Source organism: Pseudoalteromonas sp. QJM3NY_12 (genome assembly GCF_056173165.1).
Window position 1 is genome coordinate 1,426,713 of sequence record NZ_CM149661.1, and the last position, 26,439, is coordinate 1,453,151.

The window sequence follows — 26,439 nt, forward strand, 5'->3', positions numbered from 1 at the left end:
GGACATAAAACAGATGTTTAAACCACAAATTAAAGTGCCAGCGACTTACATGCGCGGCGGCACCAGTAAAGGCGTGTTTTTTAATTTAACTGACTTACCTGCACCTGCCCAAGTGGCAGGTGAGGCGCGCGATAGCTTATTATTGCGCGTTATTGGTAGCCCCGATCCTTATGGTAAACAAACTGATGGTATGGGTGGCGCAACCTCAAGCACCAGTAAAACCGTTATTTTAAGTAAAAGTGAGCAACCCGATCACGATGTTGATTACTTATTTGGTCAAGTCGCGATTGATAAAGCGTTTGTAGATTGGAGTGGCAACTGCGGTAATTTAACCTCTGCTGTAGGCGCATTTGCCATCAGTAATGGTTTAGTTGATAAAGGTAGAGTGCCTGATAATGGCATTGCTATTGTGCGTGTTTGGCAGGCTAACATTAAAAAAAGTATTTTAGTGCATGTGGCTATGACCAATGGTGAAGTGCAAGAAACTGGTGATTTTGAGTTAGATGGTGTTACCTTTCCTGCTGCTGAAGTAAAGCTGGAATTTATTGACCCTGCTGATGGTGATGGCGCGTTATTCCCGACAGGTAATGTGGTTGATGATTTAGAAGTTCCAGGCGTAGGCACGTTAAAAGCAACCATGATCAATGCTGGTATTCCGACTATTTTTATAAATGCAGCGGATATTGGTTACACTGGTACAGAGTTGCAAGGTGATATTAATAGCGATAATGCGGCGTTAACTATGTTAGAAAGCATTCGTGCCCATGGTGCAGTGAAAATGGGCTTAATTAATAATATTAATGAAGCACAAGCACGTCAACACACACCTAAAGTGGCATTTGTTGCTCCAGCAAAAGACTATACAGCCTCAAGTGGTAAGCACATAAATGCCAGCGACATAAGTATATTGGTTCGCGCGATGTCGATGGGCAAGTTACATCATGCAATGATGGGTACAGCAGCCGTTGCTATTGGCACAGCAGCCGCGATAAAAGGCACCTTAGTTAATGTAGCCGCTGGTGGCGGAGCTATTAATGAAGTTAACTTTGGGCATCCTTCAGGCACATTAAAAGTGGGAGCAGAGGCGGTGGTTACAAATGGCCAATGGCAGGTTAGCAAAGCCAGTATGAGCCGCAGCGCGCGTGTGTTAATGGAAGGCTGGGTAAGAGCGCCATTTGATTTTTAAACATTGTATAATAGCTGATGGCTTTGAGAGCATCAGCTTTATAGTTACCATGTAGTTTAAAATAAATCGTTAATTACCCTAGGTTATAGCACTGTTGTTTTTTATGAGCGATAAAACGTTCAAAAGTATTGTTTTTACGCATAATGGCAATTTCATCGTTGATGTCAGCTAAAATAGATTGCCAATTAGATGTATCTTTACTTACTGAAAAATGCAGATTTTTGTACTCAATACTTGGTGATAATGCAACGAGTGCATTTAGCATCACTTTTTTATCTCTATTTGATAAAGGTGACTTGTAAACGCTGGCTTTAAGTACTTCTAAATCGGCAACAATAAGCTCGACGCGACCGTTTAAAAGCAAGTGAATGAGTTGATACTCACTGTTTGCAACAATGGTTTTTACTTTGCCTTGGCTAATCAGTTCATCGAGTTCGTCACTATTTTTATATGAGCGAACTACGCCCATAACCCGATTTTTTACAGAGTTAATACTGCCATCGTAGTCAATGGTGTGATCTTTAAGTGCAACAAACGATAAATCGCCACCTGGAATAGGTTTTGATAGCGCTAATAACTGATTGCGTGTTTTGGTTAAAATATTTTCAGATATGACGTCGTCGGCAATATAGTACTCAGGGAATAATATATCGGCTTTGCCTAGCTCTGCTTCACGAACTGCACGCGCCCAAGGGTAAAACTCAATATGAACGCCATAACCACGCTTAACCAGCATGCTAACTGTAAGCTGGTAAAGCCAGCCTTTATTGCATAGGTTATCGTCTATATAAGGAGGCCAGTTGAGTGTAACTAAACGAAGTACGGTATCAGCATTTAGATTATAGCCATAACCACTTTTATATTTTTTACCTGGAAGAGTAATATTTTTATCGTCAACATTGTAGGTTACAGGCGCAGGATCTGCGTAAGTAAAGAAGGATAAAAGTAAGGCAACGACTAAAAATATTCTCATAAGGATAATGCATTTTTATATGTGCACTTAAGTTTAGTGGGTTATCTGGAATAAACAACTTAAATGTTCTCAGTATTCAAACAATATAAGTATAGCCTTAAAAAGCGATAGCTATTAATATACAAAAATAAGTAACTTAACTTAAATATGACACAATACCGATTTTTAAAAATGATCATTCTATCGTATTAAATGGCACACTTACTGCGTAAAGTTATTTATATAGAATAACTATATGTTATAGCTTTCGTCTTGTTATTACGTTATTTTCAGGCGCCATAATAGAACACTAATTTAATGCAATTGGTATGATAATTATAGGTGTTTTTACTAGAGGGAACTTTTATGGCTAATAAGCCAATAAGTGAAGATAATCCGTTTGCTAATTTATCTGATGTGCAGTGTGAGCATATCCAAAATTGGTATCAAAAACATATTTCTTTAACTTTAACCAACTTGCTTAAAGGTAGTAAGTCTGGCCAAGTAATAGACAGTAAATTAGAGCAGGCGTTAAACGAAGCATTAATAAACAGTAAACAAACCATAACCTATACAGGTGATGATAGTTCGCCTATAAAATTACAAAATGCCAGTGTATTGGCAGAGCTCAAAGATACACGTAATTTGTTTCATGGTGCGCAAGTCAAAATAAATAAATTAGAACAAAAAATAACAACAAGTGCTGACGAAATACAATTACTAGAGGCTCAAAAAAGCGAACTTCAACTAGAAGTACGCAGTTTAAAGCAACGATTAAACCATGTTTTATCGAGATTAGAGTCACAAGGCGTCTCGTTTCAAAAAAGCCATTATGTTGGTCGTATATTGGTGCATGCTTTACGAGCAAGCTTTGAAAATTGGCAACAAACGCCCTCTGGTGAGTCTTTCAAAAATCATGACTTTTACAAGCTGTTTCCTCGGGTTTTGTACTCAAGTTTACTAAAAGAGATAGAAAAACTGCTAGGTGGGCATGATTATAATGAAATAGAACGCTCGTTGAGTGATTTTGTATTTCAACAAAAGGGTTCTCCAGTTGAGAATTGGCCGGATGAAGACCCGATATACGAGACACGATTAATTAACCAAAAACAGTCAGAACTATTAATTAAGCTACAAAGCCAACATCAGCAGAGAAAGAACTTTACCGCCTATTTAGAAAAACGTCTTGCTAATACTGGGTTTACTCATAAGCACAGTGATTTACTGATGACATTAGTTGAGTTTGCGACAAATGATGAGAATAGTAAGTTTTCTAGTTACTGCCATTAATTAGCAGTATTTGTTTGGCTAGTCTGCAGTAAAGGTGTAATTAGAGGTGATTGTTGAAGCCCAAGTTGCTTTAGCCTAGCTGCAATATTGCCTTGCGTGAGTGCTTGCTTTACCCATTTATACAAGGTGCTTATATCTAGCGTGTGGTTTGGGCGAAGTAATAACTGATGATTATAGGTTTGTGCCACTCTCTCAGACACAAGTAGCAAACGCTTGCTTTTTGGATACTTGCTAAAGTATTGATTTAGGTAAGAACGAGTAACAATAGCGCTATCGCTGCGTTTTTTTAATACTAATTCAATACTTCTTTTATGGCTGCTTAATAAAGTCATTTTATATTCGTTTTCAAGAACTGAGGGGCTACTTTCGTAATTAGCTAACGGATAATGGTAGCCTAAAATACCCACCAAGGTTTTATCTGCTAAGTTATCAAACCAGGCTTGAGACTTGGCAAATTGCTTTAAAGCAATAAATACTTCTGTATCTATGGCTACAACAGGGGAGTTACTAATTACATTGTTTCCCTGTAGCCATCCCCAATCTGGGTTCTCAAAAAAAATCGAATCGAATAGGCCATTTTGGTAATCTTTAAAGCGACGAATGGGTGTGGTTAGTACTAATTCAAAATGATAAGAAGGCTGTATTTTATTTAGCTCGCTTATTAATTCAACGGTAAGACCAGAAGCACGCCCATCAACAATTTCTATATAAGGAGGGAACTCATAGCCACCTACTTTTACCACCGTTTTTGCATGAGCTTCTTCAACTGAAAAACCAAGTAAGGCTAGTAAAATGAGCGTAACAAACTTCATAGTTAAATCCTTCCTTAGCGTGCTTTTGATATATTAATTTATAAGATAGTCTATTTGTTAACATAGTATGAATTATCAAGCAATAAATTCTAACTTTGCAGGGTGATTAAATGGATGTTACTTGATATTTATTAAGCAAGTGTAGATCGATTGCGCTTTTTTGGAGTGTTTTTGATATTGGGGGTTACCCAATGTCGGGTGGCGTGGCTTTGCCACTTAACCGACCTACGTTCCCAACAATTAACGTAGGTAGGATAAGCCGGAGGCGTCATCCGACGATGTTTAGTCGTTTATTATAAGGAGATTTTTTGTGAGATATCGTCGAAATTATCAACCAGGAGGAACGTATTTTTTTACGGTTAATTTGCAGGATCGTAAAAAATCATTATTGGTTGAGCATATTGATTTATTGCGTGAGGCTGTGCGCTGGGTAAAAATGCATAAACCATTTTATATTGATGCGTGGGTAGTGTTGCCTGATCATATGCATGCAGTGTTAACTTTACCCAAAGGTGATAGCGATTATTCTGGCCGTTGGCGCGAAATTAAAAAACGTTTTTCTAAAGGCTTGCCTAAAAACGAACATTTACCACTTGCACGCGTTAATAAAAATGAACGAGGGATTTGGCAACGCCGTTTTTGGGAGCATACTATTGTTGATGAACGTGATTATTGGCAGCATGTAAATTATGTGCATGTTAACCCGCTTAAACATGGTTTGGTTGAACGGGTTATTGATTGGCCTCATTCAAGCTTTCATAAAGCGGTCGCATCAGGAATGTACAGCCGCAATTGGTGTGGGGAATAATTAATACCTTATATGTGGGTGTTTCCCATACGTCCCCAATAATTAACGTAGGTTGGATAAGCCAGAGGCGTCATCCGACAATGTTGGATAATTCGAAGGCGTCATCCGACGATGTTGGATATTAATCAATATCGGTGCAGGTTTTGCTTTATGTTGGGTGATGTTTGGGGTCGGGGGTCACCAATGTCGGGTGGCGTGGCTTCGCCACTTAACCGACCTACGTTCTTTTTTTGAATTTGTACGACTGAGTGGATTCGAACCGCCGACCTCTGGACCGGGTGATCAAGAGTAGGTAGTGCTTTTTCTTTTTTATAGATATGGAGATTGGTACGACTGAGTGGATTCGAACCACCGACCTCTGGACCGGGTGATCAAGAGTAGGTAGTGCTTTTTCTTTTTTATAGATATGGAGATTGGTACGACTGAGTGGATTCGAACCACCGACCCCTACCATGTCAAGGTAGTGCTCTAACCAACTGAGCTACAGTCGTACAATTTTAAATTCTTAAATTAAATATACTTTTAGGGGTGAAGTATATTTGGTACGACTGAGTAGATTCGAACCACCGACCTCTGGACCGGGTGATCAAGAGTGGGTAGTGCTCTTTCCTTCAACGTACTTTAAATACATTATTTACTAATTTTGGTACGACTGAGTGGATTCGAACCACCGACCTCTGGATCGGGTGATCAAGAGTAGGTAGTGCTCTTTCCTTCAACGTACTTTAAATACATTATTTACTAATTTTGGTACGACTGAGTGGATTCGAACCACATACCTCTGGACCGGGTGATCAAGAGTAGGTAGTGCTCTTTCCTTCAACGTACTTTAAATACATTATTTACTAATTTTGGTACGACTGAGTGGATTCGAACCACCGACCCCTACCATGTCAAGGTAGTGCTCTAACCAACTGAGCTACAGTCGTACTATAAGTCTACATACTATTTAATTCGTCCATGAAGCTTCATCCTGTCGGCGTCCTGCCTCCACCTCGTTCGGCTGCGAAGCTTCGCTTCGGTCCAATCTCGCCCAACTGAGCTACAGTCGTATTGCATGTATTTAAGAGTTGTTAATTGCTTAACAACGGTCGCTAATATATAGCGTGATGGGGAGTGAATCAAGCATGTTTATGCTATTTGAGTTTATTTGCCGTTTTTTTATTCATATTGGACTGATTTCACACGTTTTATAAAATTTTTGCCACCATATAACATGCTCTTTTGCTGACGATTTTAGCTGAGCGAGTAAGTTTTTAGCGTTTGGGTCAAGAAGAGCATTTATCTCTTCACTGCTTACTGCTTGATTAAACCACAGCTGCACATACAGCGGCTGCAATGTTTCTAAATAACCACTAAGCTGCGCTTGATAAGGCTGAATTTGTTTTAAATAATATTTATTGAATATATTACTGACAATTTTAGCTTGCTGCTTGTTTTTACCCTTTGGGCATATATCTTCGAGCGTTAAAGTATTTACAAACTGGGTGGCCGCATGATTTAAGCTAATTTGTTCACGCGCGGCTTGAATAAGTTGTTGGTTAAACTCGTATTTGTTAAGCGGCTCAAGCGCTGACAAAATATCATCACTGTTTATTGCCATACTATTTTGGTTTTCTATTAGCTGTTTTATGGTAGTTAGCTTTTTAAGCCCCTCAACTGTGTCGCTAAACCCAGCCGGTTGAGTGCTGAGCTCTTGGCCGGTTAATTGCCAACTGCTGTTGAGCTCGGGTTCACTAAATAACATATTGTTGAAAAACTGAGTGAGCTGAGCTTGTTTTTGAGTTTTTGCCGCAGCAATTTTGTTGTAAATCTTGCTTTGTTTATCCAAGCTATTTAAACAGTTTTGCGCGCTTTGAATAAAATCTATTTGGTACTTCAATTGACTAGCAGCGGTGGCTGTTTTACCTAACTGATTATTATGCTCGCTTATTAAAACGTTCAGTTTACATTGGCTAATACCAGCAAGTTCAGTTATGCCAATTTTAATTGCTGGTTGTAAAGCTTCAACAGGCTCAATTAAAGTAAGTTGTTGTAGTGAATTTGTATTTTTTTTAGGAACTTGCAAAGTATTACTTAAGCGAGACAAATAGGTTTTATTTGCCTCACTGGGCTGCTTTGAGCAGCCAAAAAGTAAGACACAACACACTGCCAGTAACCGCTTAAGTGGCAGTGTGGTAGTTATAGATTGATTAAGAGAGAATAAATGGTTCACGTTTAAATCGCCTATGCACTGTCAGCATCAGTAGTACAGCTGCAACTGATAATCCAACGATAATGCCTATCCAAAAACCATGCGGGCCCATTGCTGGCACTATTAAGTCTGTTCTTGCTAATACGTAGCCTAAACTAAAGCCGATTAACCAATAAGAGATAAAAGTAATATAAGAAATAGGGGCTGTGTGCTTTAAGCCTCTCAATATACCATTTGCAGCTACTTGTAATGCATCAGGAAGTTGATAAATACAGGCTAAAATCATAATTGATGAAGCAAGTGCGAGTACCGCAGGGCTATCGCTATAAAGCTGGCTAATCACATCGCGACCTATAAAAGTAATAAAAGCGATAAATAGGGCGATAATTGCCGCTAAAATATAACTTGTAGACACGGCTACTTTTAATTGGTCTAAATGATTTTGCCCAAATAAATTACCAATTCGTATGCTAATTGCAATTGAGAGGCTAAGAGGCATCATAAATAATAGTGCCGTAACACTGGCTGCAATTTGATGGCCAGATACGGCCACTGCACCTAAGTGCGCAATAAATAAAGGTATACAGGCAAACAAGGTTACTTCAAAAAAAGTGGCTAGTGATATAGGAATACCGAGTTTGGTAATAATACCTATGGTTTTAAAGTTAGGTTTTTCAAAGCCAGTTAATAAGCCTTTAGCGTCTACTTTTTTGCTGAGCTGGCAATAAGTCACCTGCGCAATGGCCATAACAGTAAATACGAGTGCGGTAGCAATACCACAACCGGCTCCGCCAAAAGCTGGTAGGCCAAATAAGCCATTGATAAAAATATAATTGAGTGGAATGTTTACCGCAAGCCCCAGTAGACTAATATAAAATGCAGGCTTGGTCATCCCCATGCCTTCAGTCATATTTCTGTAAACGGTAAAAATTAAAAAGCCAAATACACCCCACTTAACAAAATGAATGTAGTCAAAGGCAAGTCCAGCAATTGCTGGGGTGGTGTTTAGCTGTAAAATAACAGTATTGGCAAGCTGCGCCGCACTAAAACCAGCAATACTTAAAAGGAGTGTTAAATAAAGGGATTGCTGAAAATAATGGCTGATGCCGTTACGATCTTTAGCACCAGCGAATTGGGCAATAACGCCCGTTAATGCTAATAAAATCCCTTGTATTGCTAATAAAATTGGGTTCCATATCCCCGTTGCAATTGATAGTGCAGCTAAATCGGTAGGGCTCACTTGTCCGGCCATAATGGTGTCAACCACAGACATTAATACTAAAGTTACTTGTGCTAAAAAAACGGGAACGGCAAGAGAAAGTAAACGTTTGGCTTCCCAACTACAAAAAGTCATAAAAAACAGCTATTCAGAAAAACATAGTCGCATTGTAATCTATTGTGATCTGCCAAGCTATGCTGGTGGTCGGTGTTTGTATTTAATTCATCTTGGTGGTGAAAATAACCATGAATAAGTGCTATTAAGTGAATGATTTTGTCTTTTGATACGTTAAACTAGTACTTTGTAAGAAATAGAAGCGATTTTTATGTTTACCGGTATTATTCAAACTCAAGCAACGGTAGTTTCTAAAACCCATGCGCAGGGCGTATTGCGTCTAGTAGTTTCTGTCAATGAGCAATACGTGAAGCATTTAGACTTAGGTGCCAGCATCGCTATAAATGGTTGCTGTTTGACTGTGGTAAAAGTAGAGCTAAGTAATCACGATGTGGTTGCTCAAGTGCATTTTGATGTTATTCACGAAACTCTGCAGCTAACTAATCTTGGGCAACTGGAATTGGGTAGTTTAGTTAATTACGAGCGTTCAGTGTCATTTGGTACTGAGTTGGGTGGGCATATTGTATCTGGACATATTCATTGCACCGCAAAAATTGCGCAAATAGTGAAGTTAGAAAACAACTACAAAATACAGCTCAGCCTGCCACAAAAATGGCAAAAATATGTGTTATACAAAGGATTTGTATCTGTTAATGGTGCAAGTTTAACGGTGGGTAATATTGATGAGTTTGGCTTTTGGTTGCATCTAATACCAGAAACACTCGATATAACTAATTTAGGTGAAGCCGTTGTGGGTGATGAGTTCAATATTGAAGTCGACCAGCAAACCTACACAATTATAAACACCGTTGAAAACTACATGCGCCAACATAGCTAAAATATTTGTTCGTCATCGCTGTCCACATGTAACTCTAACTTGTTACGTGCATAGTCTATATGCATGTTCAAGTGTATAAGGTTACAACAGGCACTACATTCTTCATAGTAGTCTTGATCGCCCATACTGGCATCGAGATCTAAATGAATATGGTGTCCACAATGTGGACAGGCGATGCGTTGTGATAAAAAGTCTTTCATAATAACACCTCATAAAAACTAAGTTTTTTTACGTGGGTAGCACACAACGGGCTTACACTAAATATAGTGCTTATATCTTGTTTACTGCATTTATTTTAGTTTACGAGTTTAGTCTAGTAAGTTTATTAGTTTATCAACGTGCTCTTTAGCCTGATTTAGATAATGACCCGCAAAAATGTTAGCGTTGTTTAAAACAGGGTAAAGCTGATAAACAAGCTTACGTTGCTCATAACCCTGTGCTAAAGGGTAGTGGTGCTTGTAGGTATCATAAAAATCCTCTGGAAGGGGAGCATAGAGCTCGCTCATAGCAATATCGACTTCCCGATCACCGTAATAGCAGGCGGGGTCAAACAAGGTCGGAATGTTATTTACAAAGCCCAGGTTACCACGCCAAAAATCGCCATGTAATAATGAGGGTAAAACATGATGATTATGCAGTGTCTCTTTTACTAAATTTATTAGTTGTTCGGGGTCTGAAAGTACAATGTCTTTTTCAGCTAATAGTTGTAATTGCCAACCAATACGTTCTTCTGCAAAAAATACATCCCATTTTTTATGCCACTGATTAGGCTGAAGCGTTGAGCTTAAATAATTGTCGGTATCAAAACCAAACATCGCTTGCTGGTGTTTTTGATGTAACATGGCAAGATGCTCCCCCATAGTTGACCAATGAGTGTGGGGAAGCTCGTCAAATGTAAGCCACTCTAATACAATGAAGGCGTATTCTATATTGGCCCCAGTTATAATACAGTCTGGCACCATAAATACACTGTTTTGAGTAAGCTGTTTTAAGCCTTGAGCTTGAGCCTCAAAGCGCTCTAGCTCATGTTTTTGCCCAACTTTAACTAAGTAATTGTGCTTGCCATCGCTTAAATGAAACAACTTATCGGTGGATGTGTTTTGCAACTGACGTTTATGGGTGTGTTTAAAATCATAATGGATAGCCTGGCTGATCTCTTGATTGATTGTTTTCCACATAACAATAGTCACCTTTTAAACCTATAAATAAACTATGGCAAAAAGGGATTAAATAAACAAATTAATCGGTGTAAAATTAATACTATCAATTTCTGATACAAATCACTGAAATGGAATAAAAATGAATAAAAGTTTTATCACTAACTTATTAGCAGCGTGTTGTGTTGTTATTGGTTTTGTATTTGAACAAACCATTGTACTTTCTGTGGGCTTATTTGCACTCTCCGGTGCAGTTACAAACTTACTCGCTATTCATATGCTGTTTGAAAAAGTGCCGTTTTTATATGGTTCGGGTGTAATTGCACTTAAGTTTGAAAGTTTTAAAGTGGCTATAAGAAACTTAATACTTACGGAGTTCTTTTCTGAGCATAAAATAGACAAGCTTCTAAGCAAGGCTCAACCAACGATAGACTTTGAGTCAGTTATTTATAAGGTGGATTTAAATCCCGCATTCGATAATTTGTTAGTGGTTATTGAGCAATCACAATTTGGTAGCATGCTTGCAATGTTTGGCGGCACTGAAGCCGTTGAGCCAATGCGAGAAAAGTTTATTGAAAAAATGCAATCATCACTGGTGCAAATAAGCGACACCGACGATTTTAAAACACTATTAAGCGATATGTTAACCCAAGGTAATAACGCGGAAAGTTTGCATAATACGGTGCTTAAGTTAGTGGATGAACGCTTAGATGAACTCACCCCTAAAATGGTGAAAGAAATAATTCAAACCATGATCCGCGAACACTTAGGTTGGCTCGTTGTATGGGGTGGGGTGTTTGGAGGCTTATTTGGTTTGTTGGCAGCGCTTATTTAATAATAAATATACGTTAAGCAGGTACTAAGCCCTGCTTAACGTGTTTGACTCGAGTAAATTAAACGCATTTAAAACCTGTAATATTATTTAGACCCCGCCATAATAACCACAAGCGGTTTGTTTGCTTTTGCTAAATCTCTTATTGACGTACTAGTAGACGCTTCAATATTTAAAAAGCGTGCTGATTTATTTAAATCATACAGCGCTACAAAATCACCCATTGATAAATCATTACAGAGTAATTTTTTGCCAATTACATGTTTACTAATTCGCAGATCTTTCATGGCTCTGTGAAGTGTCAACCTTTTGTTAGATGCAACGGCCATGCAAGCTTGGGTACCGGGTGATGAATCAGCGGCAACAAAAGTGGCCGCCATTACAGGAGCTGTTAATGTTGCTGCGCCCAATAATACAGTTGAATATAGAGTTGCTTTGAAAGAAATCATAGTATTTGCCTCTTTGTTTATATGCAACTTAAGTATTGCTTAATGTAGCCGGAATGTTGTTAACTGAATGGGGTAAGCTGTAAGAAGATGTGTATATAAATCGTGCAATTTTGTAGGTGTATGAAAAGTTGTTCATAAATAATTTATTTTTGACACACTTTAGCGTTTTCCTACTGAAATATTTTTTCAGGCTGTTATTATCGCGCCCTAAATTTGTGGCATTTATATTTTTGGAGCGCAATTGTGAATAAAACGTTAGCAAGTTACTACCAGCAAGCTTATGCGTGTGAGCAACAGCATTTTAACCAATGTTTTTATTGCGGCTGTGAGGCAACAGAGCGCGATCATTGCCCGCCATTGCATATGCTACAAAGTATTATAGATCTAGGTGAAGAAGCTGACTTTGTTGCCATTGCAGCCTGTTACGAATGCCATGCATTACTTCACAATGAGCGATTAATGACCATTGATGAGCGATTTAGCAAACTTAAAAAGAAATTATCTAATAAGTATGCAAAACCTCTGCGTGTTTACAACATGTGGGAAGAAAACGAACTCGCTGATATGAGTGATGAATTTGCGCATAGTATTCAAGCAGGTATGAAGCTAGGTAAAGAAGCGGCTGAGCGACTCGCCTTTACGGGCTTTAGTTATGCCACTGAGGAAGCACGTGTCACAGTGCGTGAAAAAACTAAAGAGTTTGATGTTGAAGGCACTGTATTTACCGATTTCAAAGAAGCGCTTAACTATTGCATTACTGTATTAAAAGTACAAAAAAGTGACTTTTATAAAATTTTAGTGGAAGACTATCAAGGTGATTTTAATAAGGCATTGAGTCAATACAGACATCGTCATGATAAAGTTACAGCCGCAAAAGATGGTAATACATTGATTAAAGATTTTTCAAAATTACATAAGCAAAATTCGGATTTTGTAACACGAACGGTTAAACACTTTATAAGTAAAGATCCATCGCTCACCACCGAAGGAGCTCTGGATAAGCTTTATAACAATTATATAAAAAAATAATTACAGAAATTCACCTTAAATAACCGCCTTTTCACCTGTTTTTTTAGCTTTATGCGTTTGCTTTCGCTAAAGTAGTAAAAAAACAGGAGAACCTAAAAACATGCAAAAATTTGCTCCCTCATTGTTAGCTGTTGGTTTAGCAGCAGCACTTGTTGGTTGCCAAGAAAGCGGCCCACAAGATGACAAAGTAACCATTAATAAAAACCCATACCCAAGTACTTACCAACCGGTAGCGACATCAAGCACGTTAATCACCAATGCGACTGTATTAACAGGGACGGGTGAGCGTTTAGATGAAGCTGATGTATTAATTGTCGACGGTAAAGTGCAGCAAATTGGTAAAGATTTAACCGCTGATGCAGATACCACCATCGACGCACAAGGTAAATGGGTAACACCAGGCATTATTGACGTTCATTCACATTTAGGTGCTTATCCAAATCCATCGGTTGAGTCTCATCAAGATGGTAACGAAATGACCAGTCCAAATACTGCAGAAGTATGGGTTGAGCATTCAATTTGGCCACAAGATCCAGGTTTCAATCGCGCACGTGAAGGCGGTATTACGTCATTACAAATTTTACCGGGTTCGGCTAATTTATTCGGTGGACGTGGCGTTACCCTTAAAAATGTACCGGCTCACACCATGCAAGGGATGAAATTTCCTAATGCACCATACGGTTTAAAAATGGCATGTGGTGAAAACCCTAAACGTGTTTACGGTCGTAAAGGCGTATTACCGATGACACGTATGGGTAATATGGCAGGATATCGTACAGCTTGGATTGGCGCTCAAGAATATAAGCGTGAGTGGGATAAATACGATGCTGATTACGCTGCGGGTAAAAACCCAGAAGCTCCACATCGTGATATTAAATACGATACATTACGCGGTGTTTTAGAAGGTGACGTTCGTATTCATAATCACTGCTACAAAGCAGAAGAAATGGCGATGATGATCGACCTTTCTAAAGAGTTTAATTATCATGCGGGCACATTCCACCACGGAATTGAAGCCTATAAAATTGCTGATTTATTAGCTGAAAATGGCTCGTGTGCAGCACTTTGGCCAGACTGGTGGGGCTTTAAAATGGAAGCCTACGATATGGTGCAAGAGAACGTAGCTATTGTTGATGCAGTTAAAAACTCATGTGCCGTTGTGCACTCAGATTCTGACACGACGATTCAACGCTTAAACCAAGAAGCCGCTAAAGTAATGTACAGTGCAAACCAAAATGGGTTTGATATTTCTGAGCAGCATGCAATTAAGTGGATCACAGCTAACGCCGCTAAATCGTTAGGTATTGAAGATAAAACAGGCTCACTTGAAGCAGGCAAACAAGCTGATGTTGTTATTTGGAATCAAAGCCCGTTTAGTGTTTATGCAAAAGCAGAGCAAGTGTTTGTTGATGGTGCAAAAGTTTACGATAGAAACGATAGCGCATTCCAAGCACAAAGTGATTTTATGTTAGGTCAACAATAAGGAGCACCCAGAATGAAAAAATTATCACGTTCGTTTTCGCTTTCTCTGGTTGCTGCAGGGCTATTAGCATCGGGTACCGTGAGCGCAGAGTCACTGGCAATTATTAATGCAACTTTGCATACATCTTCAGATCAAGGTGTATTAGAAGGAGCTAGCATAGTTATGAATGATGGCAAAATCACTGCCATTAACCCTAGCGATTTTAAAGTTGACAAAGTTATTGATGCTCAAGGTCAAATAGTGACCCCAGGTTTTATAGCCAGTGTAAACCAGCTTGGTTTAGTTGAAGTAGGTGCGGTTGCCGGTTCTCGCGATGCAGGAGAAGACAAAGCAGGTATCGATTTTGATGCAAGCTTAGCATTCAATCCTCGTTCAAGCTTAATTCCTTATGCACGTAAAGGCGGTATCACTCGCGATTTGATCACCCCATACGGTGGTGACAGCATATTTGCAGGCCTAGCAAGTGTTGTTGATTTAAGTGGTAGCTTTGAAAGCGTAGATAAAAAGCAAGCTGCACTAGTGGTTCATTTAGGTGAGCGTAGTAAAGGTTCTCGTGCATTTACCTTGCAAACGCTTATTAAAAAATTAGATGAGCATCAAACCAAAGCAAGTAAAGACGCTAAAAAAGACGACGCTAAGCCAAGTGCTGAAGACACGGTAATGGCTAAAGTACTAAAAGGCGATATACCATTACTAATTAGTGTGTCGCGTGCATCAGATATTGTTGAACTAATAAAAGTGAAACAGCAGTTTGGCGTAAACATTGTCCTTAATGGCGCTCAAGATGCCGTTGTAGTTAAAGATCGCATCGCTAAAGCAGGCATTCCTGTGATCATTAGTGCAATGGATAACTTACCAGGTAGCTTTGATTCGTTGCATGCGAGCTTGAATAATGCCGGCATACTAGAAAAAGCCGGTGTTAAAGTGCTACTAACTGTGGGTGGTGACGCAAGTCACAATGTTTACCAGCTTCGCTACGATGCCGGTAACGCAGTGTCTTACGGTATGAGCCAACAAGGCGCATTAAAGGCCATGACTTCGAATGTGGCTGATGTATTTGGTATTAACGCGGGTAGCCTAGAAGTAGGTAAAGCCGCTGATGTTGTTATGTGGAGTAACGACCCGTTTGAGCTGAGCAGCCACGTGAATAAAATGTTTATCAATGGTGTTGAGGTTAGTACTGAATCTCGCCAAGATAAACTGCGTGAGCGCTATACAACAGAGTCGAACATGCCACGCGCATACACAAAATAAACTTTTAAAGTTGAATTGAAAAGGCCGCATTAGCGGCCTTTTTCTTAGGCACAAAAAAGGCGCTCTGTGAGCGCCTTTTCATTCATTTAATCGATTTATACTAGTTTAGATAAAATCTCGTTAAATGTCGTGCTTGGACGCATTGCTTTGAAGGCTGCATCGTCATTTGGCTGGAAGTAACCGCCAATGTTCATTGCAGGACCCTGTGCATCGTTTAGCTCGTTAACAATTTGCTCTTTGTTGGTTTCAAGGTCGCTAGCAATTTGTGTAAATTGCGCTTTAAGCTCGCTATCTTCATTTTGCTTAGCAAGTTCTTGAGCCCAGAATAAAGATAAGAAGAAATGAGAACCACGGTTATCAATCTCTTTAACTTTGCGTGAAGGTGACTTGTTTTCAGCTAGGAATGTGCCCGTTGCTTTATCAAGCGTATCAGCAAGTACTTGTGCCTTGTTGTTACCCGTTGTTGTGCTTAGGTGTTCAAGTGACGCAGCAAGTGCTAAGAACTCACCTAAAGAATCCCAACGTAAGTGGTTTTCTTTTTCAAACTGTTGAACGTGCTTAGGAGCAGAACCACCGGCACCTGTTTCAAATAAACCACCGCCATTCATCAGTGGCACAATTGAAAGCATTTTAGCACTAGTACCCAATTCTAAAATTGGGAATAAATCTGTTAGGTAATCACGTAATACGTTACCTGTTACAGAAATCGTATCTTTACCTTCTTTGATGCGTGCTAGTGAGAATAAGGTTGCATCCATTGGCGATAAAATTTGAATATCTAGGCCAGCAGTATCATGATCTGGCAAGTATTTGTTCACTTTTTTGATTAGCTCAGCATCGTGTGCACGTTCTGCATCTAACCAGAAAATAGCCGGATTACCAGTTGCGCGAGCGCGGTTTACTGCAAGTTTAACCCAATCTTGAATTGGTGCATCTTTAACCTGACACATACGCCAGATATCGCCTTGCTCAACACTGTGCTCAAGTAGGGTGTTACCGTTTGTGTCAACAACACGAATAGTACCGTCAGCTTTTGCTTCAAATGTTTTGTCATGTGAGCCGTATTCTTCCGCTTTTTGAGCCATAAGGCCAACGTTTGGTACGCTACCCATAGTTGTAGGATCAAAAGCACCGTGCTGTTTACAAAAATCAATCGTTGCTTGGTAAACGCCAGAGTAACAACGATCTGGAATTACAAAGCTTGTGTCTTGTAATTTATCGTCTTTATTCCACATTTGACCGCTTGAACGAATTGCAGCAGGCATAGAAGCATCGATGATCACATCACTTGGTACGTGTAAGTTTGTAATACCACGATGAGAATCAACCATGGCGATAGCAGGGCGGTTAGCGTAAACCGCTTGAATGTCTGCTTCAATTTCTTCGCGCTTAGCGTCATCTAATGTTTGAATTTTAGAGTACACATCGCCTAAACCGTTATTTACATCAACACCTAGCTCTTCAAAAAGTGCACCGTGTTTTGCAAAAACGTCTTTGTAGAATACTTTTACAGCGTGACCAAAGATGATTGGATCAGATACTTTCATCATGGTTGCTTTCATATGAAGCGAAAATAACACGCCTTTTTCTTTAGCTGCATTGATTTCAGCTTCTAGGAATGCTTGTAATTTTGCTGCACTAATACGTGATGCATCAATTACTTCACCAGCAAGTAATGGCGTGCTTTGCTTAAGTACAGTGATATCGCCATTAGCCGCTACGTGTTCGATACGAACATCCGTTGCTTCATCAACAGTTAGTGATTGCTCAGAACCAAAGAAGTCACCTTCTTCCATGCTTGCAACGTATGATTGTGAATCTTTGCTCCACGCGCCCATTGAATGTGGGTTATTACGTGCATACTCTTTCACTGAACCTGGTGCACGACGGTCAGAGTTACCTTCACGAAGTACAGGGTTTACTGCGCTGCCTTTAATTTTATCGTAGGCTGCTTGAATCGCTTTCTCTTCATCGTTTTTAGGTTCAACCGGGTATTCTGGAAGTGCATAACCTTTTTCTTGAAGCTCTTTAATTACAGCGCGAAGTTGTGGAACTGATGCACTAATGTTCGGTAATTTAATGATGTTAGCTTCTGGTGTTTTTGCCATTTCGCCAAGTTCTGCAAGTGCATCACCAATGCGTTGTTCTTCTGTTAGGTAATCCGGGAAGCTCGCAATTACACGACCAGCTAATGAGATGTCGCGTGTTTCAACTTCAACACCTGCCGCATTTGTGTATGCTTGGATAATAGGTAACAACGAATAAGTTGCTAGTGCCGGAGCTTCGTCCGTTTTTGTATAGATAATTTTTGATGTCATCATCATTCCTAGATAGTAGGCCGCATTGGCCAAATTCAACAATGCAAAGAAATCATCGCCTAATACTTTTAAATTAAGCATTAGTACATGCAATGAGTAGTCTGTTAGGTGTTGGTACTCGTATAACCTAAACAAGGTGAGAATAATCACACCTGACGGACTAGTGTCTTTTATAACTAAAATTTATGTAAATACAAACTAGCCATTAGGCTAAAGTAATTACGTTTTACAGGATAAAGAGTGTAACAAGCTTGGCTAAAAAGGGCTAGGATTACACGCCAGACGCCAGCAGTTAAACTTCTAATACTGAAATTATTGGGGTAGATAAAATAAAATCAAGGAGTGGGGTTGAATTAACAAACAATGAGGCAATTTATATTGGGGTGGTTAGGGATTTTTAAGAAATTAAGCGAGGATCTAAACAGGTCACTCGCTTTAGTCTCATAATTACAATCACCCTATAATATCGCCATTAGGCGCTATATTAGTAGCGTGTAGACCTTTAGGGCCCTGTTGTAATTCGAAGGTAACATCTTGACCAGCTTTAAGTGTCTTGTATCCGTCCATTACAATTGTGGAGTAATGAGCAAAAATGTCGTTCTCGCAACCGTCTTCTACGATGAAACCAAAACCTTTGGCGTTGTTGAACCATTTGACTTTACCACAAGCCATACTTCTACATCCTTCTATAAGTTGACTAATTTAGTTATCCTAAACTGTATTGTTTGCTAGACTGACTAAGGTTTAATCAATCACCATTTGACTGTAGTTTATTTAAGCAACCAGTCAAGTGTTTTAGGTTATTTTTTAACATTTTATTTATTTTTTTATTCAAGTTTGCTTGAGTTACAAAGACAAGACTATATTTAATTATGAGTGGTATGAAAGATTCTGGTGTTATCGACACCGTTCGCGATAGTGAAAAGCAAAAGTTGCAGCCACCGCGAAAATATAAAGTTGTGTTAAACAACGATGATTACACGCCGATGGATTTTGTAATAGAGATCTTAATGACGTTTTTTAATATGGATAGCGATAGAGCAACTGATGTGATGCTGCAAATACATCAGCAAGGTAAGGGTATATGTGGTGTTTATAGCGCCGACGTAGCACATACTAAGGCTGAGCAAGTTAACCGCTACTCAAGGGATAACGAGCATCCACTGCTATGTAGTTGTGAGCAGGAATAAATACCATAAAGGTGAACTTTCATCTTTGAAGTGCGGTATAAAATTATTATCTCTGTAAGGGGTTGCCAATGCTAAATAAAGACTTAGAACTAACTTTGAACACCGCGTTTCGTGAAGCGCGTACACGTCGTCATGAGTTTATGACCGTAGAGCATCTTTTACTCGCTCTACTCGACAATCCATCAGCTGGAGAAGCGCTCAATGCGTGTGGTGTTGACGTTTCTGGATTAAAAACAGAGTTACTTGAATTTATTGATGAAACCACACCGGTTATTCCCGATTTAGAAGAAGAACGCGAAACTCAACCAACACTTGGCTTTCAGCGTGTATTACAGCGCGCGGTATTCCATGTGCAATCTTCGGGTAAAAATGAGGTGACTGGCGTGAATGTGCTGGTGGCTATTTTTTCTGAACAAGAAAGCCAAGCAGTGTATTTACTTAAAAAGAATGATATTTCTCGACTTGATATTGTTAACTTTATTTCTCATGGAATTGCCAAAGGTGACGACGAATTAGGCGATGACACCGACGACATTCATGAAGAGGTACAAGAAGTAGCAAGCGAAGAAGCGAGTAAGCTCGACAGCTTTACAACTAACCTTAATATACACGCTAAAGAGGGTAATATTGACCCGCTTGTTGGCCGTGACAGCGAAGTAGAGCGCACAGTGCAAGTGCTGTGTCGTCGTAAAAAGAATAACCCATTACTGGTTGGTGAAGCCGGCGTTGGTAAAACAGCCATTGCCGAGGGCTTAGCCTATCGTATTGTTAATGAACAAGTACCTGAAGTTATTGCAGATGCGGTTGTGTACTCTTTAGATATGGGTGCGTTACTTGCCGGTACCAAATACCGAGGCGATTTTGAAAAACGCTTTAAAAGTTTATTAAAAGAGTTACAAGCAAAACCGGGTTCAATTTTATTTATTGATGAAATTCACACCATCATTGGTGCAGGTGCTGCCTCGGGCGGGGTAATGGATGCTTCAAACTTAATTAAGCCGTTACTTTCAAGTGGGCAATTACGCTGCATGGGTTCTACCACTTACGGTGAGTATAAAAATATTTTTGAAAAAGATCGCGCCTTAGTTCGCCGTTTTCAAAAAATTGATGTGCTTGAACCTAGCGTTGAAGATACCACCAAAATTCTTAACGGTTTAAAAGAACGTTACGAAGCACACCATGGTATTCGTTACACGCAAAAAGCGTTAAAAGCAGCCGCCGAGCTAAGTGCAAAGTATATTAATGAACGTCACTTACCTGATAAAGCGATTGATGTTATTGATGAAGCGGGCGCAAGCCAACGTTTACTGCCTACGTCTAAGCGTAAAAAAACCATTGGTGTATCTGATATTGAGATGATTGTGTCAAAAATGGCGCGCATTCCACCACAAAATGTGTCGTCTTCTGATAAAGAAACGCTGAAAAACTTAGACCGTAATTTAAAAATGTTGGTGTTTGGACAAGATCAATCCATTGATGCATTAACTTCTGCTATTCGCTTATCGCGCTCAGGTTTAGCAAACGAGAACAAACCGGTTGGTTCGTTCTTATTTGCAGGCCCAACAGGGGTAGGTAAAACAGAGGTTACCAAGCAATTAGCTAAATGTATGGGTGTTGAGTTTATTCGTTTTGATATGTCTGAATACGTTGAGCGCCATGCGGTGAGCCGTTTAATTGGTGCGCCTCCGGGTTATGTAGGTTTTGAACAAGGCGGCTTATTAACAGAAGCGGTGATCAAAAACCCACATGCAGTGGTATTGCTGGATGAAATTGAAAAAGCGCATCCTGATATCTACAACATTTTATTACAAGTTATGGATCACGGTACGCTAACAGATAATAACGGCCGAAAAGCTGACTTTAGAAACGTAGTAGTGGTGATGACCACCAATGCCGGCGTGCAAGAAACCACGCGTAAGTCGATTGGTTTTAGTGAGCAAGATCACTCACACGATGCAATGGGTGAAATTAACAAAGTATTTTCACCTGAATTTAGAAACCGCTTAGATAACATTATTTGGTTTAATCACCTCGAGAAAGAGGTTATTTTGCAAGTGGTTGATAAATTTGTTGTTGAGTTACAAGCGCAACTGGATAAGAAGTCAGTTAACCTTGAGCTTACCTCAAAAGCACGTGAGTGGTTGGCTGACAAAGGCTATGACAAAGCAATGGGCGCACGTCCTATGGCACGTGTTATTCAAGAAGATCTTAAAAAGCAATTGGCTAACGAAATACTGTTTGGTGAGCTAATTTCTGGCGGTACGGTAAAAGTATCGGTTAAAGATAAAAAGCTGCGTTTTGATTACGAGAGTGACTTAACGCCAGCCTAACCTAAAAAAGTTAGCAATTTAAAAAGCCTGCTTTATGCAGGCTTTTTTTATTTGCCAAAGAAATAGGCAACAAAAAACCCAGCAAAGGCTGGGTTTTTTGTTTATTAAATGTAATTACTGGCTACTACCATTAATTACATTTAATAAACGCTTAAAGCTAGTTTTCACTAGCCAAAAACTAAATCTCGTTTACGCACTTACTTAGCGAGCACGGAATACGATACGACCTTTCGATAAATCGTAAGGAGTCATTTCTACCGTTACTTTATCGCCGGTTAAAATACGGATATAGTTTTTGCGCATTTTACCTGAAATATGAGCCACAACTACGTGACCATTTTCTAGCTCAACTCGGAACATTGTATTTGGTAAAGTATCAAGGACTGTCCCTTGCATTTCGATTACGTCTTCTTTCGCCATGTTTAGCGTAACACCTCTTTAATAGTTAAACGCTGCAGATTTTGCCCAAAATACGGCAATAAGTAAAGGCGCAGGGGCTATTTTTGTAAATTAAATAGCCACCCACTGGTCATTGAGCTGTTTTTGGGCGGGTAAAAACTGGGTTTTATACTTCATTTTGTCGCATTCATCTATTTGATAGCCTAAATAAACAAACTGTTTGTGTTGCTGTTTAGCAAATTTAAGCTGCTGTAATATCATTACAGTCCCTAAACTAAAGTGTTCGTAGTCAGGGTCAAAAAATGTATAAATAGCCGAAATAGCGTTGTCCATACAATCAGTTACAGCAACGGCCACCAAGTTTTCTTGATCCCAAAGCTCTATAAAGGTGATGGTTAACCAGCTACAAAACAAAAAGCTTTGAAATTGTGATTTATCAGGTGGATACATAGAACCGTCTTGGTGGCGCAAGCTAATATATTTACTGTAAAGTGGATAGTATTGTTCGCGTTCAACCTGTGAATATTTTACCTCAAAGCGGTTTTTTGCTTTGTTAAGTTTACGTTTTTGCGATTTTGTCGGCATAAACTCATCAGCTAAAACGCGCACAGAACTACACGCGCTGCAAATAGGGCAGTGCGGACGGTAAATTTGGTTACCACTGCGACGAAAGCCTAATCCTAATAACGACTCAAACTTGTTGCTGCTATAACAACTTGGGTCGAGTATCACCAGCAGTTGCTCTTGGCGATCAGGTAAATAACTGCATTCAAACGGTTGGCTTAGGCCTATACGAGCTGGAAGTTGTTCATTCATATATCGCGATTAGCTCCTGTGGCTGCCACATGCTGGCAGCTGGGGTGTAACACTGTGCTTTATTAAGTTTAGTTAAAAATTCTTCACGCGAAACCACGCTAGCACCTAACGACATTAAATAAGGATTTTCTAATTGGCAATCAATAAAATGCGCATTATGGCGTTTAAGCCAATTAACTAGCGCCCACATAGCTAGTTTGGAGCAATTTGTTTGATGATGAAACATTGATTCACCACAAAAAACACCTGTTTGCATAATCCCATATAAGCCGCCTACAAGCTCTCCCTCGCGCCATACCTCTAAACTATGAGCTAAGCCATTATGATGGGCATTAATGTACGCCTGTTGCATTTGCGGGGTTATCCAAGTGCCATCGGTATCAATGCGTTGATCGCGGCACGCTTCTATCACTTCTTCAAAGGCATGGTTAATAGTTACGGTGACCGAGTGCTTTTTTAAATGTTTTCGCAAGCTTTTACTAACATGAAAGTCATCAAGCTCAACAATACCGCGTTCACTGGGTGACCACCACATAATTGGCTCGTGCTCACTAAACCACGGAAAAATACCAGATAAATAAGCATTTTTTAACCGCGTTAACGATAAACATCCACCAATGGCAAGCAAACCATCTGGATCATCTAATGCATGGCTGGGATCAGGAAAAGCAAAGTGGCTTTGAGCGAGTTGATAAAGTTGTTTAGTCATAACACCGATTGAATAACTGCATGGTCAAGACAAAGTGTAACCTGTTGCTTTAAAATCACAAACCACAAATTATTGTGTTCTCTATAGGGTTGAGCAGGGCTTACATTGCTGTTAGGTAAATTTTAGGCATAAAAAAAGCGCGTTAAAAAACGCGCTTAATTAAATGGTAAACTAATCGAATTAGCTAACCACTTTTACTGGTACAGCTTGTCCAGCGTTGAACTTAGTTGTCATTGCTTCTTCAACAGGTGTAAACGATGTAAGGTCAATACCTTCAACCGCAGACTTGTACTCTTCCATAGTCGGGAAACGACCAAGAACAGAAGATAGAACTACAACTGGCGTAGAACCTAGAAGTGATTCACCTTTTTTCTCAGATGTATCGGCTACTACACGGCCTTGGAACAGACGTGTTGATGTTGCAATAACAGTATCACCAGGTTCTGCTTTTTCTTGGTTACCCATACATAGGTTACAACCAGGACGTTCTAGGTATAAGATATTTTCATACTTAGTACGTGCAGCCGTTTTTGGTTTTGCATCGTCAAATTCAAAACCTGCGTATTTAGCAAGAATATCCCAATCGCCTTCAGCTTTAAGCTCATCAACAATGTTGTATGTTGGTGGCGCAACAACTAATGGCGCTTTGAATGAGATAGAACCGTTTTTCTTCTCAAGGTTACGTAACATGTGAGCAATAATTTTCATATCGCCTTTGTGAACCATACACGAACCAACAAAACCTAAATCAACAGGCTTGTCGTTGTAAAAAGAAACAGGGCGGATCACATCGTGAGTATAACGCTTAGAAACATCATCGTTATTTACGTCTGGATCGGCAATCATTGGCTCAACGATTTGGTCTAAATCAACCACAACTTCTGCGTGGTATTTAGCGTTGTCGTCCGGAGAAAGTGCTGGCTCTTCACCAGATTGAATACCTGCAATACGCTTGTCGGCTAAATCGATTAGACCTTGTAGCGTTTGTGCTTCGTTTTCCATACCTTTGTTGATCATGATTTGGATACGTGACTTAGCAAGTTCAATTGACTTAATTAACGTTTCATCATTTGAAATACAGATTGACGCTTTCGCTTTCATTTCTGCAGTCCAGTCAGTGAAAGTAAACGCTTGGTCAGCCATTAGGGTACCAATATGAACTTCAATGATACGACCTTGGAACACGTTTTCGCCACCAAATTGCTTAAGCATTTGCGCTTGCGTTGCATGTACAACGTCGCGGAAATCCATGTGCTTAGCCATTTTACCTTTAAACGTTACTTTAACTGAATCAGGAATTGGCATCGCTGATTCACCGGTTGCAAGTGCAACAGCAACAGTACCTGAATCGGCACCAAAGGCAACACCTTTAGACATACGTGTATGCGAGTCACCACCAATGATGATAGCGCGATCATCAATTGTAATGTCGTTCAATACTTTGTGAATAACGTCAGTCATTGCATGGTAAACGCCTTTCGGGTCACGTGCAGTGATCAAACCAAACTTATTCATAAACGCCATTAGTTTAGGAATGTTTGCTTGTGCTTTGCTATCCCATACTGATGCTGTATGACAACCAGACTGATAGGCACCATCAACAAGAGGTGAAATCGTTGAAGCAGCCATTGCTTCTAATTCTTGTGCTGTCATTGGACCGGTTGTATCTTGCGAACCAACGATGTTCACTTTAACGCGAACGTTTGAGCCTGCGTGAAGTGGCGTATCTGATAGTACACCTACCGCATTACGGTTAAAGATTTTTTCAACCGCTGTTAAGCCTTGGCCTTCGTGTGAGATTTCTTTTGAAGGTGCATAAACAAGCGGCGTTTCAATGCCAAGAGTTTCAGCAGCAAACGTTTGTAGTTTTTTACCGAATACAACAGCGTAAGAACCACCGGCTCTCATGAATTCAACTTTTTGCGGTGTGAACGCTGATGAAATATCAACAAGCTCTTTATCGCCGTTATAAAGCTTCTTCTCTTTAGTATTGATTGTTAATACAGTACCCGTAGCAACAGAGTAGGCTTCTTCAAGCACTGCATCACCATTTGCATCAGTTACTGTATTGCCGTCTGCATCTACTTTTTTAACCCAGTTTTTAAGGTCAAGACCAATACCGCCAGTTACATCAACCGTTGTTAAGAAGATTGGCGCAATACCATTTGTACCTGCAACAACAGGTGCAATGTTGATGAAAGGAACGTATGGGCTTGCTTGTTTACCAGCCCAAAGTGCTACGTTATTCACACCAGACATACGTGATGAACCAACGCCCATGGTGCCTTTTTCAGCAATAAGCATTACTTTAGCGTTAGGGTGTTTCTTTTGAAGAGCAACAATTTCTTGTTGTGCTTCTTCAGTGATCATGCACTTACCGTGTAATTCACGGTCAGCACGTGAGTGTGCTTGGTTACCTGGAGACAGTAAATCAGTTGAGATGTCGCCTTCACCAGCAATGTAAGTTACTACTTCGATTTTTTCTTCGATGTCAGGTAGTTTTGTGAAGAATTCAGCTTTTGAGAAGCTCTCTAGTAATTCTTTAGCAATTGCATTACCTGCTTCGTAGGCCGCTTTTAAGCGTTCCATATCTGCATCGTATAAGAATACCTGAGTTTTCAATACTTCTGCAGCCTGCGCTGCGATTTTTGCGTCATCAGCAAAGGCTAAATCAATTAGCATTTCAATTGATGGGCCGCCTTTCATGTGTGAAAGTAGTTCGAATGCAAACTCTGGAGTGATCTCTGCAACGTGCTCTTCACCTAAAATGATTTCTTTTAGAAACTGTGCTTTAACGCCCGCAGCACTGGTTGTTCCAGGTAAAGTATTAAAAATAAAGAAATGCAGTGAATCTTTACGGTGCTCGTTATTAGTATCTTTAATTTGATTAATTATTTCTGATACTAGTTCAGCGCTATCGATTGGTTGTGGGCTTAATCCAAGCTCCGTTTTACGGGTTTGGATTTCTTCCATATATTTTGTATACAAACTCATAGAAAACTCTCGGTAATTTACTTGATATGAAGTTAAGCATTTTAACTGATTTTACAGTTTCTAGTA

23 protein-coding genes and 2 tRNA genes are annotated in these 26,439 nt (G+C 39.7%); 10 read left to right on the plus strand and 15 right to left on the minus strand.

What is annotated here, in order from left to right:
* Positions 1–13 precede the first annotated feature (13 nt).
* Positions 14–1,186, plus strand: a complete 1,173-nt coding sequence (prpF, locus tag AC0VZ5_RS06625; RefSeq protein WP_475474633.1) for a 2-methylaconitate cis-trans isomerase PrpF — start codon at positions 14–16, stop codon at positions 1,184–1,186.
* Positions 1,187–1,259: 73 nt separating this feature from the next.
* Here the strand turns inward: prpF and AC0VZ5_RS06630 are convergent, their stop codons facing one another.
* On the minus strand, positions 1,260–2,159 hold the full coding sequence (locus AC0VZ5_RS06630; RefSeq protein WP_475474634.1) for a substrate-binding periplasmic protein: 900 nt from the start codon (positions 2,157–2,159) through the stop codon (positions 1,260–1,262).
* Positions 2,160–2,504: 345 nt separating this feature from the next.
* Between AC0VZ5_RS06630 and AC0VZ5_RS06635 the strand changes: the two genes are divergently transcribed.
* Positions 2,505–3,428: a hypothetical protein gene (locus tag AC0VZ5_RS06635; protein ID WP_178955816.1), complete on the plus strand. Its 924-nt coding sequence runs from the start codon at positions 2,505–2,507 to the stop codon at positions 3,426–3,428.
* Here AC0VZ5_RS06635 and AC0VZ5_RS06640 read toward each other — a convergent pair.
* Positions 3,425–4,240 (minus strand): amino acid ABC transporter substrate-binding protein, encoded by an 816-nt coding sequence (locus AC0VZ5_RS06640; RefSeq protein WP_475474635.1) that lies wholly within the window; start codon positions 4,238–4,240, stop codon positions 3,425–3,427. The two genes, AC0VZ5_RS06635 and AC0VZ5_RS06640, sit on opposite strands and share 4 nt — an antisense overlap.
* 310 nt (positions 4,241–4,550) lie before the next feature.
* Between AC0VZ5_RS06640 and AC0VZ5_RS06645 the strand changes: the two genes are divergently transcribed.
* Positions 4,551–5,048, plus strand: coding sequence for an REP-associated tyrosine transposase (locus AC0VZ5_RS06645; protein WP_475474636.1), 498 nt, complete (start codon positions 4,551–4,553; stop codon positions 5,046–5,048).
* A 414-nt stretch (positions 5,049–5,462) separates the two neighbouring features.
* Here AC0VZ5_RS06645 and AC0VZ5_RS06650 read toward each other — a convergent pair.
* The 4 genes from AC0VZ5_RS06650 to AC0VZ5_RS06665 form a co-directional block, all read right to left on the minus strand.
* Positions 5,463–5,539: transfer RNA gene (locus AC0VZ5_RS06650), tRNA-Val, on the minus strand.
* Positions 5,540–5,900: 361 nt separating this feature from the next.
* Positions 5,901–5,977, minus strand: a tRNA-Val gene (locus AC0VZ5_RS06655).
* A 236-nt stretch (positions 5,978–6,213) separates the two neighbouring features.
* Complete coding sequence (locus AC0VZ5_RS06660) at positions 6,214–7,263, minus strand: DUF3080 family protein (protein ID WP_475474637.1); 1,050 nt, start codon at positions 7,261–7,263, stop codon at positions 6,214–6,216.
* A complete protein-coding gene (locus tag AC0VZ5_RS06665; protein ID WP_475474638.1) occupies positions 7,241–8,596 on the minus strand; it encodes an MATE family efflux transporter in 1,356 nt (451 codons plus the stop codon). Before AC0VZ5_RS06665 ends, AC0VZ5_RS06660 begins: the two co-directional genes overlap by 23 nt.
* 190 nt (positions 8,597–8,786) lie before the next feature.
* Here AC0VZ5_RS06665 and AC0VZ5_RS06670 point away from each other — a divergent pair, with 190 nt between their 5' ends.
* Entirely contained in the window at positions 8,787–9,413 is a 627-nt protein-coding gene (locus AC0VZ5_RS06670; protein ID WP_475474639.1) for a riboflavin synthase subunit alpha, read from the plus strand.
* On the opposite strand, the gene AC0VZ5_RS06675 is transcribed toward AC0VZ5_RS06670, so the two are convergent.
* Together AC0VZ5_RS06675 and AC0VZ5_RS06680 are read right to left on the minus strand one after the other, a co-directional pair.
* Positions 9,410–9,613 carry a CPXCG motif-containing cysteine-rich protein gene (locus AC0VZ5_RS06675; protein ID WP_008464077.1) on the minus strand — a complete coding sequence of 68 codons (204 nt, stop codon included), beginning with the start codon at positions 9,611–9,613 and terminating at the stop codon, positions 9,410–9,412. The two genes, AC0VZ5_RS06670 and AC0VZ5_RS06675, sit on opposite strands and share 4 nt — an antisense overlap.
* A gap of 108 nt (positions 9,614–9,721) precedes the next feature.
* Positions 9,722–10,591, minus strand: coding sequence for a fructosamine kinase family protein (locus AC0VZ5_RS06680; RefSeq protein WP_138604918.1), 870 nt, complete (start codon positions 10,589–10,591; stop codon positions 9,722–9,724).
* A gap of 121 nt (positions 10,592–10,712) precedes the next feature.
* Between AC0VZ5_RS06680 and AC0VZ5_RS06685 the strand changes: the two genes are divergently transcribed.
* Entirely contained in the window at positions 10,713–11,405 is a 693-nt protein-coding gene (locus AC0VZ5_RS06685) for a DUF445 domain-containing protein (protein ID WP_178955826.1), read from the plus strand.
* 83 nt (positions 11,406–11,488) lie between these two features.
* Here AC0VZ5_RS06685 and AC0VZ5_RS06690 read toward each other — a convergent pair whose 3' ends face one another.
* Entirely contained in the window at positions 11,489–11,851 is a 363-nt protein-coding gene (locus tag AC0VZ5_RS06690; RefSeq protein ID WP_475474640.1) for a DUF3718 domain-containing protein, read from the minus strand.
* Positions 11,852–12,094: 243 nt separating this feature from the next.
* Here AC0VZ5_RS06690 and AC0VZ5_RS06695 point away from each other — a divergent pair, with 243 nt between their 5' ends.
* The 3 genes from AC0VZ5_RS06695 to AC0VZ5_RS06705 all read left to right on the plus strand — a co-directional run bounded on the left by AC0VZ5_RS06695 (position 12,095) and on the right by AC0VZ5_RS06705 (position 15,617).
* Positions 12,095–12,880: a hypothetical protein gene (locus tag AC0VZ5_RS06695; RefSeq protein WP_178955830.1), complete on the plus strand. Its 786-nt coding sequence runs from the start codon at positions 12,095–12,097 to the stop codon at positions 12,878–12,880.
* Positions 12,881–12,980: 100 nt separating this feature from the next.
* Complete coding sequence (locus AC0VZ5_RS06700) at positions 12,981–14,363, plus strand: amidohydrolase (protein ID WP_475474641.1); 1,383 nt, start codon at positions 12,981–12,983, stop codon at positions 14,361–14,363.
* Between the two features lie 12 nt (positions 14,364–14,375).
* Entirely contained in the window at positions 14,376–15,617 is a 1,242-nt protein-coding gene (locus AC0VZ5_RS06705) for an amidohydrolase family protein (RefSeq protein ID WP_475474642.1), read from the plus strand.
* Between the two features lie 95 nt (positions 15,618–15,712).
* On the opposite strand, the gene AC0VZ5_RS06710 is transcribed toward AC0VZ5_RS06705, so the two are convergent.
* The gene (locus tag AC0VZ5_RS06710; RefSeq protein WP_178956849.1) at positions 15,713–17,935 is read right to left on the minus strand and encodes an NADP-dependent isocitrate dehydrogenase; all 2,223 of its coding nucleotides are present in this window, start codon (positions 17,933–17,935) and stop codon (positions 15,713–15,715) included.
* A 453-nt stretch (positions 17,936–18,388) separates the two neighbouring features.
* Entirely contained in the window at positions 18,389–18,607 is a 219-nt protein-coding gene (gene cspD / locus AC0VZ5_RS06715; RefSeq protein ID WP_138604913.1) for a cold shock domain-containing protein CspD, read from the minus strand.
* 209 nt (positions 18,608–18,816) lie between these two features.
* On the opposite strand from cspD, the gene clpS reads away from it, so the two are divergent.
* The gene (clpS, locus tag AC0VZ5_RS06720) at positions 18,817–19,125 is read left to right on the plus strand and encodes an ATP-dependent Clp protease adapter ClpS (protein ID WP_008110102.1); all 309 of its coding nucleotides are present in this window, start codon (positions 18,817–18,819) and stop codon (positions 19,123–19,125) included.
* A 68-nt stretch (positions 19,126–19,193) separates the two neighbouring features.
* Positions 19,194–21,455 carry an ATP-dependent Clp protease ATP-binding subunit ClpA gene (gene clpA, locus AC0VZ5_RS06725; RefSeq protein WP_475474643.1) on the plus strand — a complete coding sequence of 754 codons (2,262 nt, stop codon included), beginning with the start codon at positions 19,194–19,196 and terminating at the stop codon, positions 21,453–21,455.
* 201 nt (positions 21,456–21,656) lie between these two features.
* Here clpA and infA read toward each other — a convergent pair whose 3' ends face one another.
* The 4 genes from infA to AC0VZ5_RS06745 all read right to left on the minus strand — a co-directional run bounded on the left by infA (position 21,657) and on the right by AC0VZ5_RS06745 (position 26,373).
* A complete protein-coding gene (infA, locus tag AC0VZ5_RS06730) occupies positions 21,657–21,875 on the minus strand; it encodes a translation initiation factor IF-1 (protein ID WP_002962494.1) in 219 nt (72 codons plus the stop codon).
* A gap of 90 nt (positions 21,876–21,965) precedes the next feature.
* Positions 21,966–22,670 carry an arginyltransferase gene (locus AC0VZ5_RS06735; protein WP_010389715.1) on the minus strand — a complete coding sequence of 235 codons (705 nt, stop codon included), beginning with the start codon at positions 22,668–22,670 and terminating at the stop codon, positions 21,966–21,968.
* Positions 22,663–23,379: a leucyl/phenylalanyl-tRNA--protein transferase gene (gene aat, locus AC0VZ5_RS06740; RefSeq protein ID WP_475474644.1), complete on the minus strand. Its 717-nt coding sequence runs from the start codon at positions 23,377–23,379 to the stop codon at positions 22,663–22,665. The genes AC0VZ5_RS06735 and aat overlap by 8 nt, the downstream gene beginning before the upstream one ends.
* Positions 23,380–23,559: 180 nt before the next feature.
* The gene (locus AC0VZ5_RS06745) at positions 23,560–26,373 is read right to left on the minus strand and encodes a bifunctional aconitate hydratase 2/2-methylisocitrate dehydratase (RefSeq protein ID WP_464708904.1); all 2,814 of its coding nucleotides are present in this window, start codon (positions 26,371–26,373) and stop codon (positions 23,560–23,562) included.
* Positions 26,374–26,439: the final 66 nt, after the last annotated feature.

Excerpts from the sequence above, each read along its gene's own strand:
- AC0VZ5_RS06685 (WP_178955826.1), top strand. The coding sequence starts at position 10,713 with ATGAATAAAAGTTTTATCACTAACTTATTAGCAGCGTGTTGTGTTGTT.
- AC0VZ5_RS06745 (WP_464708904.1), bottom strand. The coding sequence starts at position 26,373 with ATGAGTTTGTATACAAAATATATGGAAGAAATCCAAACCCGTAAAACG.
- AC0VZ5_RS06735 (WP_010389715.1), bottom strand. The coding sequence starts at position 22,670 with ATGAATGAACAACTTCCAGCTCGTATAGGCCTAAGCCAACCGTTTGAA.
- AC0VZ5_RS06630 (WP_475474634.1), bottom strand. The coding sequence starts at position 2,159 with ATGAGAATATTTTTAGTCGTTGCCTTACTTTTATCCTTCTTTACTTAC.
- AC0VZ5_RS06690 (WP_475474640.1), bottom strand. The coding sequence starts at position 11,851 with ATGATTTCTTTCAAAGCAACTCTATATTCAACTGTATTATTGGGCGCA.
- prpF (WP_475474633.1), top strand. The coding sequence starts at position 14 with ATGTTTAAACCACAAATTAAAGTGCCAGCGACTTACATGCGCGGCGGC.
- aat (WP_475474644.1), bottom strand. The coding sequence starts at position 23,379 with ATGACTAAACAACTTTATCAACTCGCTCAAAGCCACTTTGCTTTTCCT.
- AC0VZ5_RS06680 (WP_138604918.1), bottom strand. The coding sequence starts at position 10,591 with ATGTGGAAAACAATCAATCAAGAGATCAGCCAGGCTATCCATTATGAT.
- clpS (WP_008110102.1), top strand. The coding sequence starts at position 18,817 with ATGAAAGATTCTGGTGTTATCGACACCGTTCGCGATAGTGAAAAGCAA.
- AC0VZ5_RS06705 (WP_475474642.1), top strand. The coding sequence starts at position 14,376 with ATGAAAAAATTATCACGTTCGTTTTCGCTTTCTCTGGTTGCTGCAGGG.
- infA (WP_002962494.1), bottom strand. The coding sequence starts at position 21,875 with ATGGCGAAAGAAGACGTAATCGAAATGCAAGGGACAGTCCTTGATACT.
- cspD (WP_138604913.1), bottom strand. The coding sequence starts at position 18,607 with ATGGCTTGTGGTAAAGTCAAATGGTTCAACAACGCCAAAGGTTTTGGT.
- AC0VZ5_RS06670 (WP_475474639.1), top strand. The coding sequence starts at position 8,787 with ATGTTTACCGGTATTATTCAAACTCAAGCAACGGTAGTTTCTAAAACC.
- AC0VZ5_RS06710 (WP_178956849.1), bottom strand. The coding sequence starts at position 17,935 with ATGACATCAAAAATTATCTATACAAAAACGGACGAAGCTCCGGCACTA.
- AC0VZ5_RS06675 (WP_008464077.1), bottom strand. The coding sequence starts at position 9,613 with ATGAAAGACTTTTTATCACAACGCATCGCCTGTCCACATTGTGGACAC.
- AC0VZ5_RS06700 (WP_475474641.1), top strand. The coding sequence starts at position 12,981 with ATGCAAAAATTTGCTCCCTCATTGTTAGCTGTTGGTTTAGCAGCAGCA.
- AC0VZ5_RS06640 (WP_475474635.1), bottom strand. The coding sequence starts at position 4,240 with ATGAAGTTTGTTACGCTCATTTTACTAGCCTTACTTGGTTTTTCAGTT.
- AC0VZ5_RS06665 (WP_475474638.1), bottom strand. The coding sequence starts at position 8,596 with ATGACTTTTTGTAGTTGGGAAGCCAAACGTTTACTTTCTCTTGCCGTT.
- clpA (WP_475474643.1), top strand. The coding sequence starts at position 19,194 with ATGCTAAATAAAGACTTAGAACTAACTTTGAACACCGCGTTTCGTGAA.
- AC0VZ5_RS06635 (WP_178955816.1), top strand. The coding sequence starts at position 2,505 with ATGGCTAATAAGCCAATAAGTGAAGATAATCCGTTTGCTAATTTATCT.